The organism is Thermodesulfobacteriota bacterium (assembly GCA_040754335.1).
Classification (GTDB): Bacteria; Desulfobacterota_D; UBA1144; order Nemesobacterales; family UBA2774; genus 2-12-FULL-53-21.
Map to the genome: position 1 here is coordinate 16,503 of JBFMCV010000011.1, position 10,402 is coordinate 26,904.

Annotated in this window: 22 protein-coding genes; all 22 read right to left on the minus strand. The window is 52.7% G+C overall.

Annotated elements, in window-relative coordinates; translation table 11 throughout:
• Positions 1-2: 2 nt before the first annotated feature.
• The gene (secY, locus tag AB1598_14930; protein ID MEW6146305.1) at positions 3-1,322 is read right to left on the minus strand and encodes a preprotein translocase subunit SecY; all 1,320 of its coding nucleotides are present in this window, start codon (positions 1,320-1,322) and stop codon (positions 3-5) included.
• Positions 1,319-1,753, minus strand: coding sequence for a 50S ribosomal protein L15 (gene rplO, locus AB1598_14935; GenBank protein MEW6146306.1), 435 nt, complete (start codon positions 1,751-1,753; stop codon positions 1,319-1,321). Before rplO ends, secY begins: the two co-directional genes overlap by 4 nt.
• 81 nt (positions 1,754-1,834) lie before the next feature.
• Positions 1,835-2,359 (minus strand): 30S ribosomal protein S5, encoded by a 525-nt coding sequence (gene rpsE, locus AB1598_14940; protein ID MEW6146307.1) that lies wholly within the window; start codon positions 2,357-2,359, stop codon positions 1,835-1,837.
• Between the two features lie 38 nt (positions 2,360-2,397).
• A complete protein-coding gene (gene rplR / locus AB1598_14945; GenBank protein MEW6146308.1) occupies positions 2,398-2,769 on the minus strand; it encodes a 50S ribosomal protein L18 in 372 nt (123 codons plus the stop codon).
• Between the two features lies 1 nt (position 2,770).
• Positions 2,771-3,319 (minus strand): 50S ribosomal protein L6, encoded by a 549-nt coding sequence (gene rplF / locus AB1598_14950; protein MEW6146309.1) that lies wholly within the window; start codon positions 3,317-3,319, stop codon positions 2,771-2,773.
• A gap of 10 nt (positions 3,320-3,329) precedes the next feature.
• A complete protein-coding gene (gene rpsH / locus AB1598_14955; protein ID MEW6146310.1) occupies positions 3,330-3,722 on the minus strand; it encodes a 30S ribosomal protein S8 in 393 nt (130 codons plus the stop codon).
• 96 nt (positions 3,723-3,818) lie between these two features.
• Positions 3,819-4,004, minus strand: a complete 186-nt coding sequence (locus tag AB1598_14960) for a type Z 30S ribosomal protein S14 (protein ID MEW6146311.1) — start codon at positions 4,002-4,004, stop codon at positions 3,819-3,821.
• A gap of 14 nt (positions 4,005-4,018) precedes the next feature.
• Complete coding sequence (gene rplE / locus AB1598_14965) at positions 4,019-4,573, minus strand: 50S ribosomal protein L5 (protein MEW6146312.1); 555 nt, start codon at positions 4,571-4,573, stop codon at positions 4,019-4,021.
• Positions 4,573-4,920 (minus strand): 50S ribosomal protein L24, encoded by a 348-nt coding sequence (gene rplX / locus AB1598_14970; GenBank protein ID MEW6146313.1) that lies wholly within the window; start codon positions 4,918-4,920, stop codon positions 4,573-4,575. Before rplX ends, rplE begins: the two co-directional genes overlap by 1 nt.
• A gap of 1 nt (position 4,921) precedes the next feature.
• Positions 4,922-5,290 (minus strand): 50S ribosomal protein L14, encoded by a 369-nt coding sequence (gene rplN / locus AB1598_14975; GenBank protein MEW6146314.1) that lies wholly within the window; start codon positions 5,288-5,290, stop codon positions 4,922-4,924.
• Positions 5,287-5,589, minus strand: coding sequence for a 30S ribosomal protein S17 (rpsQ, locus tag AB1598_14980; protein MEW6146315.1), 303 nt, complete (start codon positions 5,587-5,589; stop codon positions 5,287-5,289). The genes rplN and rpsQ overlap by 4 nt, the downstream gene beginning before the upstream one ends.
• Before the next feature lie 4 nt (positions 5,590-5,593).
• Positions 5,594-5,797: a 50S ribosomal protein L29 gene (rpmC, locus tag AB1598_14985; protein ID MEW6146316.1), complete on the minus strand. Its 204-nt coding sequence runs from the start codon at positions 5,795-5,797 to the stop codon at positions 5,594-5,596.
• Positions 5,794-6,219, minus strand: coding sequence for a 50S ribosomal protein L16 (gene rplP / locus AB1598_14990; protein MEW6146317.1), 426 nt, complete (start codon positions 6,217-6,219; stop codon positions 5,794-5,796). The genes rpmC and rplP overlap by 4 nt, the downstream gene beginning before the upstream one ends.
• Positions 6,220-6,231: 12 nt before the next feature.
• Positions 6,232-6,885: a 30S ribosomal protein S3 gene (gene rpsC, locus AB1598_14995; protein ID MEW6146318.1), complete on the minus strand. Its 654-nt coding sequence runs from the start codon at positions 6,883-6,885 to the stop codon at positions 6,232-6,234.
• 1 nt (position 6,886) lies between these two features.
• On the minus strand, positions 6,887-7,225 hold the full coding sequence (gene rplV / locus AB1598_15000) for a 50S ribosomal protein L22 (protein ID MEW6146319.1): 339 nt from the start codon (positions 7,223-7,225) through the stop codon (positions 6,887-6,889).
• 12 nt (positions 7,226-7,237) lie between these two features.
• Complete coding sequence (rpsS, locus tag AB1598_15005) at positions 7,238-7,531, minus strand: 30S ribosomal protein S19 (protein ID MEW6146320.1); 294 nt, start codon at positions 7,529-7,531, stop codon at positions 7,238-7,240.
• 9 nt (positions 7,532-7,540) lie between these two features.
• Positions 7,541-8,383 (minus strand): 50S ribosomal protein L2, encoded by an 843-nt coding sequence (gene rplB, locus AB1598_15010; GenBank protein ID MEW6146321.1) that lies wholly within the window; start codon positions 8,381-8,383, stop codon positions 7,541-7,543.
• Between the two features lie 2 nt (positions 8,384-8,385).
• Positions 8,386-8,673 carry a 50S ribosomal protein L23 gene (gene rplW / locus AB1598_15015; protein ID MEW6146322.1) on the minus strand — a complete coding sequence of 96 codons (288 nt, stop codon included), beginning with the start codon at positions 8,671-8,673 and terminating at the stop codon, positions 8,386-8,388.
• Positions 8,670-9,269, minus strand: a complete 600-nt coding sequence (gene rplD, locus AB1598_15020) for a 50S ribosomal protein L4 (GenBank protein ID MEW6146323.1) — start codon at positions 9,267-9,269, stop codon at positions 8,670-8,672. Before rplD ends, rplW begins: the two co-directional genes overlap by 4 nt.
• Before the next feature lie 10 nt (positions 9,270-9,279).
• On the minus strand, positions 9,280-9,927 hold the full coding sequence (rplC, locus tag AB1598_15025) for a 50S ribosomal protein L3 (GenBank protein MEW6146324.1): 648 nt from the start codon (positions 9,925-9,927) through the stop codon (positions 9,280-9,282).
• 5 nt (positions 9,928-9,932) lie between these two features.
• Positions 9,933-10,253: a 30S ribosomal protein S10 gene (rpsJ, locus tag AB1598_15030; GenBank protein MEW6146325.1), complete on the minus strand. Its 321-nt coding sequence runs from the start codon at positions 10,251-10,253 to the stop codon at positions 9,933-9,935.
• A gap of 20 nt (positions 10,254-10,273) precedes the next feature.
• A partial coding sequence (gene tuf, locus AB1598_15035; protein MEW6146326.1) for an elongation factor Tu occupies positions 10,274-10,402 on the minus strand: 129 nt, incomplete at its 5' end.

Consider the following 10,402-nt stretch of genomic DNA (forward strand, 5'->3'; position numbering starts at 1 on the left):
TCTCAAACGTTATATCTCCTCGGGCCCTTCATGCCTTTCTTCCTGACAAAGCCCTCATAGCTGTGGGTGATAAGGAACGACTCGACCTGCTGAACGAAGTCGAGCGTCACTCCCACAACGATCAAAAGGGATGTTCCCCCGAAATAGAACGGGAGATTGAACGGCTCCCGCTGGAGAAACGAGGGTATCACGCAAATGAAGGCTACATAAATAGCCCCTATAAAAGTAATTCTTCCGAGGATTCTGTCAATGTATTCGGACGTTTTCTTGCCCGGCCTGATACCGGGAATAAAACCTCCGTTTTTTCTCAAATTCTCAGCCAGATCGTCGGGGTTGTATATGATCGCCGTATAGAAATATGCGAAAAATATAATCAGACCCGCAAATATAATATTATACACAATTAAATTCTGAAATAATAAATCCGACATGTCCCTCAGGAACGGAACGTTTATGAAAGTGAGTATCGTCGCGGGGAATATGAGGAGTGAGGACGCGAAAATAGGGGGTATGACCCCTGCGGTGTTGGTCTTGAGCGGAAGGTGGGAGGACTGTCCCCCGAACACCTTTCTCCCGACGACCCTTCTAGGATATTGCACCGGTATCTTTCTGTAAGACCTTTCTACAAATACGATGAAACCGACTATCAGTACCAGCAGGATAACAATCAGCACGACGCCGAAAACGGTCATTTCGCCGGTGCTTATGAGCCTTACGATGTTCCATAACCCTCCCGGAAGACCGACAATGATCGATGCGGCAATAATGAGAGAGATACCGTTCCCTATGCCCCGCTCAGTGATCTGCTCTCCTATCCACATCACGAATAAAGAGCCCGCGGTAAGCGTGAGCACGGTCATTATCCTGAAGGTCCATCCGGCTTCCTTTACCACTGCGGCGCCCGACCCTACGCCTCCCTCGAGCGTGATCGCTAGCATAAAGCCCTGGACGAGACAAATGAGTACCGTGCCGTAGCGCGAATACTGATTTATTTTTCTCCTGCCCGCCTCCCCTTCTTTCTGCATCGCCTCGAGCGACGGGAACGCCTTTACCAGAAGCGACATGATGATCGAAGATGTGATGTAAGGCATGACGCCCAACGCAAACACGGACGCCCTCTCGAGCGCGCCGCCCGAGAACATATTCAATATGTCAAAGATCGTGCCCTTCGTCTGCTCGAAGAGCTTGAGTATCTGCTCAGGGTCGATTCCGGGTATCGGAACGAACACTCCGAGCCTGTATACTATAAGCATAACGGCTGTGAAAAGAAGACGCTTGTTAAGCTCAGGTATTCTAGGAATAGCGCCTATATTTCTATTCATATAATATCTGCCTTACCGCCCTTCTCTTCGATTTTTACGACAGCGCTTTTACTGAAGGCGTCGGCCTTCACGGTGAGCGTCCGGTCGAGCGAGCCCGAGCCCAGCACCTTGACGGGGTTTTTCCCCCTCACGAGACCCGCGCCGACGAACTCTTCCCGGGTAACGACGTCTCCTTCGCCGAACCTGTTCAGGTCGGAAACGTTGATTACGTCGTATTTCTGGGTCTTACGGCTCGTAAATCCCCTCTTCGGAGACCTTAATTTCAAAGCCGTCTGTCCGCCTTCGAACCACGGGGAAACCTTGCCGCCCGACCTGGCTTTCTGGCCCTTGTGTCCTTTACCGCTCGTTTTTCCGGTGCTGCCGGTGCCCCTTCCCACTCTCTTTTTCTGTTTTTTCGAACCGGGCTGGGGAGATAGACTGTTAAGCATTATAGTTGACCCTCTTGACAATAATTTTTGCGCCTTTTCCCCCCGCACTCATCATGCCCAGGGGCGGATTACACATCGGCGACTTCAGTTTAAAAAAGATTTCGGAAGATCCAGTTCCCTTAAATCCTTCCCCCTGACCTTGGCGACGTCCCCGGGCATCCTCAGCATGGAGAGCCCGTTGACGGCGGCCTTGACTACATTGAGCGGGTTCGTAGACCCAACGACCTTTGAAAGGATGTCGTGTATGCCGGCGAGCTCCACTACCGCTCTTACGGCGCCCCCGGCTATAACACCCGTTCCGGGCGCGGCCGGCATCAGCATCACGCTGCTCGACACATGCTCTCCAAGGACTTCGTGAGGAATAGTGCTTCCCTGAATGGGGACTCTTATAAGCCCCTTCTTGGCTTTTTCGATGGCCTTACGTATCGCGTCCGGGACTTCGTTCGATTTGCCGAGGCCTACGCCTATGACACCGGCCGAGTTACCCACCACGGCGAGCGCGGTAAAGTGGAACCTCTTTCCGCCTTTGGTAACCTTGGCCACGCGCCTTATATGAACGACCTTCTCCTTGAGCTCAAACTCATTCGGGTCAATCTTTTCTTTTTGCAAGCACACCTCCCACAACAGACTAAATAAGAACTGTATTGTTAAAACTCGAGTCCTGCTTCCCTCGCAGCGTCCGCAAAGGCCTTGATCCTTCCGTGATACGGGTAGCCGCCGCGGTCGAAACAGACCTGTTTTATCCCCATAGAGACCGAAAGCTCTCCGATATGCTTACCGACGATCTTTGCCGCATCCGTCTTGTTCAGTTTTTCCTTGCTCAGCAGCTCCCTGACCTTAGGGGTGAGCGAAGAAGCGGAGACGAGCGTGTGCGCCCTGAGATCGTCTATGACCTGCGCATAGAGATGATTTGCGGATTTAAATACGACGAGCCTCGGCCTGTCCGCGGTTCCTGACATCTTTCTCCTTACCCTTACGTGCCTCAAGTCCCTTTTAGCTTTTCTGCTCGCTATTTTCATTTTATCCCTTTGCACCAGCCTTTCCGGGTTTCAATTTCATTTTCTCGGTTGAGTACCTTATACCCTTGCCCTTATACGAATCGGGCGGCCGCAGCTCCCTTATCCTGGCCGCTGTCTGCCCGACCGCCTGCTTGTCGATCCCCTGAATTATCAACCTGGTGCCCCTTTCCTCGACCGCAGCGGATACGCCGTCGGGGAGCGGGAATTCGACCGGGTTCGAATACCCGAGACTGAACTTTAACAGGTTCTTGCCGAGGGCCTCAGCCCTGTAGCCGACCCCGACTATCTCGAGGGTCCGCGTGAAGCCTTCGCTCACGCCCGTTACCATGTTGGATATGACGGCGCGGGAGAGACCGTGAAGGGCTTTCACTTTTTTCTCGTCGTTGCCGCGGGCTATGAGTATTTTCTCGTCCTCAAGCTTTGCGTTAATCCCTTCCGGGATATCCCAGGAAAGCTTTCCCTTCGCACCTTCGACCTGCACGGTGTTCTTCCCGAGGCTCACCTTTACGCCGCCCGGAACTTTTATCGGTTTTCTTCCAATTCGTGACATTCAGACTACCTCACAATATTGAACAGATAAGCTCGCCGCCTACGCCCTGTCTCCGCGCCTGCGCCCCAGTCATGATCCCCTTGGACGTCGACAGGATGCAAATGCCCAACCCGCCCTTTATACGCGGTATCTCATCTTTATTTACATATACCCTGCGGCTCGGCTTGCTTACCCTGCGGATCTCTTTAATTACGCTTTCCCTGTCGGGGGTATACGCAAGCGTGATATTTATCATTTTTCTTCCGTTTTGATCTTCCGCCTTGTAATCCGCAATATAACCCTGCTCTTTCAATATCCTCGCCAGCTCCACTTTAATAGTGGAAGAAGGGAGCAGGGCGGATTTATGCCCCGCTATTATTGCGTTCCTTATCCTCGTCAACATATCAGCTATCGGGTCTGTCATCTATTGAATCGCCTCTTTATTTATTCTATTGCCCTTCTTTATTTTAATCGATTTAATCGCCCCTTTATCGGAATCCGCCGGCAATATGATCCCAATCTACCAGCTCGACTTCCTTACGCCCGGAATCTTTCCGAAGCTTGAGAGGTCGCGGAAACAGAGCCTGCACATATTGAATTTCCTCATGAAGGCCCTGGGCCTTCCGCATATGGGACAGCGGCTCCTGGACCTCACCTTGAACTTCGGTTCCGCAATCGATTTTTCCATCAGTGCTTTTCGTGTCATTACGGCCTTCTCCCTTAATTTGCAACGAAGGGCATGCCGAACTCCCGGAGGAGCCCTTTCGCCTCTTCGTCCGTGCGCGCTGTCGTGACTATCGTGATATTCATGCCTTTTACATGCTGGACCTTGCTGTAATCTATCTCGGGGAAAATAATCTGCTCTTTGAGACCGAGCGTGTAGTTCCCGCTGCCGTCGAACGCCTTCGCCGACACACCGCGGAAGTCCCTTACACGGGGGAGCGTGAGATTGATGAGCCTGTCCAGGAACTCGTACATTTTATTCCCCCTGAGAGTGACCGAGCAGCCCACAGGCACTCCTTCTCTCAATTTGAACCCGGCGATGGATTTCCTCGCCGCCCTGACAACAGGCCTCTGTCCCGAAATGAGCGAGAGCTCCTCGACCGCTTCTTCTATGATCTTTTTGTCTTTCCCTCCGTCGCTTAGCCTGCCGATGCCCATGTTGATGACGATTTTCTCGACCCTGGGTATTTCCATCCGGTTCTTATACGAGAACCGGGTTTTCAGCGACGGGACGACTTTACTCTTGTAAACATCCTTCAGCCTGGGGGTCATTATTTCTTGATCTCCTCTCCGCTCTTTTTGCTGTATCTCACTTTCTCGCCGCTGCCCAAGAGCTTGCGTCCGATGCGGACAGGCTTTCTCTCGGACGGGTCGTATATCATCAGGTTAGATATGTGGATCGGGGATTCCTTCTCGACTATTCCGCCCGTCGGGTTCTTCTGCGTCTGACGCTGATGCCGCTTCACGATATTGAGCTTTTCCACAAGGGCGCCGTCTTTCTTATGAAGCACCTTTATGACCTTCCCTGTCTTGCCCTTTTCCTTCCCGGCGATCACGTAAACGGTGTCCCCCGACTTTATATTCCATTTTTTTCTTTCTTTCAAAGTCTTTGCACCCACCTTAAACTACCTCCGGCGCAAGAGAAATAATTTTCATGAATCCTTTCGTACGCAGCTCCCTCGCTATAGGGCCGAAAACACGCGTCCCCAGAGGCTCGTTGTCCTTAGTAATGAGCACGGCCGCATTGTTGTCGAACCTGACGTAAGAGCCGTCCGTCCTTCTCTGCTCCTTCCTGGTCCTGACTATAACCGCCCTGTGCACCGCCCCCTTTTCGACCTTCGAATTGGGGATGGCCTCTTTTATGGATACGACCACAATGTCGCCCAGCCTCGCGTACTTCCTGCGCGTGCCGCCGAGAACCTTTATACAGTAAAGCCTTTTAGCCCCCGTATTGTCGGCTGACTCCAAAAACGTCGTCGAGCTAATCACTCGGAATTCCCTCCCAGATTTTCTGCATCAGCCTCGACCTCCAGTTGAATGCCGCGCTCGAGAATCTTGCTGACCCTCCACCTCTTCGTCTTGCTGTAGGGTCTTGTTTCGAGTATCAGCACCCTGTCGCCGACCTTGCACTCTTCTTTTTCGTCGTGGGCCTTGAACTTAGTATTCCTCTTGACCGCCTTCTTGTACGTGGGGTCTTTCTTTATCTGAACCACGTCGACGACTACGGTTTTGTCCATTTTATCGCTGACTACGGTCCCGATCTTGGTCTTGTATTTCCCTCTCGGCATTAAACTAGCTTCTCCCTGTTGAAGTTTCCTTTTCTCTAATCACCGTCAGGACGCGGGCGAGGTCCTTTTTCAGCTTGCTGATCCTCGCAAAATTAGTCGTCTGCTGAGTGCTGACCTGTATCCTCAGATTGAAGATCTCCTCCGCGAGCTCCGTTCTCTTCTTGTTCAGCTCATTTTCCGTCAATTCCCTTATTTCGCTTGCCTTCATCCGAGTATATCCCCCTCGTGACGTGATACGAGGCGCGTTTTAACGGGCAGCTTATGGGACGCGAGCCTGAACGCCTCCTTGGCGAGGTCGAGAGGGAGTCCGCTAATCTCGTATATCATCGTACCCCTTCTTACGGGCGCTACGTAGCTGTCGACGTCTCCCTTACCTTTACCCATCCTCGTTTCGGCGGGTTTCTTGGTTATCGCCTTGTGAGGGAAAACTCTTATCCAGAGCTTCGCCCCCCTTTTAACGTGGCGGGTTATCGCGATACGCGCTGCCTCTATCTGTCTCGAGGTGAGCTTCCCGCCTTCGACGGACTGGAGCCCGTACTCGCCGTATGCCATGGACGCACCTTTCGTGGCCTTGCCCCTAATTCTGCCCTTGTGGAGCTTTCTGTATTTAGTTCGCGCTGGCTGTAACATTGTTTATCACCGTCAAACAGCTTGTTTGTGTTTCCTTTCGAGCACTTCGCCTTTAAAAATCCAGACCTTTATTCCGATTATCCCGTAAGTGGTCTTCGCCTGAGCGAAACCGTAATCTATATCGGCCCTCAGCGTTGCGAGAGGCACTCTCCCTTCCCTGTACCATTCCTGCCTCGCTATCTCTGCGCCTCCGAGCCTGCCCGAGACCATCACCTTGATGCCGAGCGCCCCCAGCCTGAGAGCGGACGCTATGCCCCTTTTCATGGCGCGCCTGTAAGCGACACGCCTTTCTATCTGAAGGGCTATGTTCTCGGCCACGAGCTGCGAATCGACCTCGGGCCTCTTGACCTCGCGGATGTCGAGATAGATGTCCTTCCCGGTCATCTTGGAAAGCCTCTGGCGGAGGGACTCTATCTCCTGCCCCTTCCTGCCTATAATCATTCCGGGGCGGGCGGAGTTAATGACTATCCTCACCCTCTCGGACGCCGCGCGCTCGAGCTCGATCTTGGAGATCGCAGCCTGGTAGAACTCCTTTTTGATAAGGTCCCTTATCTTGAGGTCTTCATGCAGGAGGTCGGTGTACTTCTTTTTCTCCGCAAACCATTTGGAGTCCCAAGTCTTCGTGATTCCCAGTCTAAGCCCTATCGGGCATACTTTCTGACCCAATTTATAGCCCCCTCTCTTCAAGTACTATGGTTATATGGCTCATTCTCTTTTTCCTCGACGCGGCCCTTCCCATAGCTCTCGCCCGTATCCTCTTGAGCGTGGGGCCCTTCGATGCATAAGCTTCTTTTATATAGAGCGTGTCCGTATCGCTGTGACCCTTTTCGGCAGCATTCGCCACCGCCGACTTGAGCAGCTTCGCGATATCGGGCGCCGACCTCCTGCGCAGCGCCGAGAGTATGCTGAACGCGTCTTCAACGCCGTTCCCCCTTATCAATTCGAGAACGGGGCCAAGCTTCTTCGGAGACGACCTGTAGTATTTTCTTACGGCTTGAGAAACCATCTTGTTCCCTTCTTACTCGGATTTGCCTTTCGTTACTTTTGCTTTTTTATCCCCGGAATGGCCGGTAAAGGTTCTCGTAGGAGAAAATTCGCCCAGTTTGTGACCCACCATGTGCTCGGTGACGTATACCGGGATAAACTTCCTCCCGTTGTAGACGGCGAACGTAAGGCCGATCATATCAGGAGTGACCATAGACCTTCTCGACCACGTCCTGATAATGCGCGAGCTGCCGGACGCCCTCTCGGCATCCACTTTTTCCTGGAGTTTCTCACTTACATACGGCCCTTTCTTGCTCGATCTCGGCATAACCTCTCCTTAATCCATCCCGTAACCGATTCTTCTGCGTTTTACTATGAAATTATCGGTTCTCTTGTTCTTCCTTGTTTTGTATCCGATCGTTATCCAGCCCCACGGCGATACCGGATGAGGGTTCCCCTTGCTGGCTTTACCTTCTCCGCCGCCGTGCGGATGATCGACCGGGTTCATCGCAACGCCCCTCACGTGCGGGCGCCTGCCCCTGTGTCTCTGCCTTCCCGCCTTTCCTATAGATATAAGCTCGTGCTCGGCGTTGCCGATCTTGCCTACGGTCGCCATGCATTCAACGCTTATCAAGCGTATCTCGCCCGAGGTCAATTTGAGCTGGGCGTAGCCGCCTTCCTTAGCCACTATCTGTGTAGAGGCTCCGGCTGCTCTCGCGAGCTTGCCCCCTCCCTTGGGCTTCATCTCTACGTTGTGCACCACCGTGCCCACCGGGATGCTTTTCAGGGGGAGGGCATTGCCAAGAGCTACTTCGACGTTTTCGCCGGAGTACACGGTATCGCCTACATTAAGACCTTCGGGCGCGAGTATGTACCTCTTCTCCCCGTCCGCATAAAAAAGGAGGGCTATTCTCGACGAGCGGTTGGGGTCGTACTCTATAGACACGACCTTTCCGGGTATATCGTATTTATCGCGCTTGAAGTCGATGTCCCTGTAAAGACGCTTGTTGCCCCCTCCCTTCTGGAAGCTCGTTATCCTTCCCTGGGAATTCCTGCCGCCCCTTTTCTTTAAAGGCGAGGTAAGGGGTTTGTGAGGCTTGTCCGCCGTTACGTCAGAATAATCCGACCCTGACCTGAACCTCGTACCCGCGCTCGTGGGGCGGAATTTTTTAATACCCATTTTTAAACTCCCTCGAATATCTCAATTGTCCCTTCTTTGACCTCTATATAGGCCTTCTTGATCGACTGCCTCTTGCCCGATATGCGCCCGAACCTCTTTACCTTCTTGCCGGTAGTAACGAGAGTCCTGACCTTGCCGACCTTGACTTTGAATATCTTTTCGACGGCGTCCTTTATTTCCTGCTTGTTCGACCTCTTGTCGACCGAAAAAACGTACCAGTTCTTCTCTCTCGCATCGGAGGACTTTTCGGTTACCAGAGGACGCTTGATTATCTGTCTCGGGTCTTTCAATTCGCGAGGACCTCCTGTGCGCGGGCGAGCGATTCCTCGGTCATCACAAGCGTGTCGTATCTGAGTATGTCGTACACGTTGATGCCGTCTATTTTAAGCACCTTGACGTTCGGCATGTTTCTTGAGGACTTGAGCAGGTTTTCGTTGTCGCCGCCTATGATTATGAGTGCGGATTTCAAGCCGAACCTTTTGATGAATTCATCGACCTGCTTGGTCTTGATCGAAGGCAGGCTGATTTCGTTCAATGCAAGCATCCTGCCTTCGCTGTATTTCAGCGAAAGCGAGCTTATGAGAGCCTGCCGCTTGCTTTTCTTGTTTAATGTATATGACCAGTCCTTGGGCTTTGGACCGAATATAATCGCGCCCTTTCTCCACTGAGGGGCACGTATGCTGCCCTGACGGGCGCGCCCGAGATGCTTCTGCTTCCAGGGCTTCTTTCCGCCGCCGCTGACCTCGCCTCTCTCTTTGGTGGAAGAGGTGCCCGCGCGCCTTTTCGTAAGCTGCCAGCTTACTACCGTATGGAGCAGATGCTCCCTGACAGGCGCTTCGAATATCGAGGAATCGAGATCTATCGTCCCGACTTTACTCTTTTCCATGTTAAAAACGTCAAGCTGCGGCACTGTCTCTGCTCCCTTTAGAAGTTCTCTTTATGATCACGAGACCGCCCCTCGGGCCGGGGACAGATCCTTTTATGATTATTATATTTTTATCGGTATCCACCTTGAAAATCTGCACGCCCTGCATGGTCACCCTTTCACTGCCCATGTGCCCAGGCATCCTGAGCCCCTTCCACACCCTCGCAGGGTATGTGTTCGAGCCTATGCCTCCGGGCCTCCTGTGGGCCATGCCGCCGTGTGACGCGGGCTGCCCCGCGAAGTTGTGCCTCTTCATGACGCCCGCAAACCCCTTTCCCTTGCTCGTACCCACGACATCGACCGTCTCTCCTTCCTTGAAGATATCGGCCTTGATTTCGTCTCCGGGCTTGTAATCGCCGGCGGTCGCGCTGAATTCCACTATATGCTTAAGGGGCGAAACCCCGGCCTTCTTAAAATGCCCGAGCATCGGCTTCGTCACTCTCTGGGGCTTGGCCTCTTCGAATCCTATTTGAAGGGCTTCATAGCCGTCCTTTTCCGCGGTTTTCTTTTGAACCACGAAGCACGGACCCGCCTCGATAACGGTGGCGACTACGGCCGTACCGTTCTCGAGAAAGAATTCTGTCATTCCCAGTTTTTTACCTAATATTCCTTCAATCATCGAAATTATGATCCCGTTAGTTTTATCTCGACCTCGACGCCCGAAGCCAGGTCGAGCTTCATGAGCGCATCGATCGTCTGTTGCGTGGGCTCGAGTATATCGACGAGCCTCTTGTGAGTTCTGACCTCGAAATGCTCCCTCGAATTCTTGTCCACGTGCGGAGACCTCAGCACGCAGTAGCGGCTGATGTGAGTCGGAAGAGGCACGGGCCCCGCGACCTTGGCTCCTGTCCTTTTTGCCGTATCCACGATCTCCACAGAAGACCTGTCAAGAAGCCTGTGATCGAACGATTTCAGTTTTATACGTATCTTAGCAGCACGATTCATGTATTAATTTCCTTGACACATCACTCCACGATTTTAGTAACAACGCCAGCGCCTACTGTCCTTCCCCCTTCCCTTATCGCGAACCTCAACTGATCCTCTAACGCCACAGGCGCTATCAGCTCTACGTCCATATTAATATTGTCCCCAGG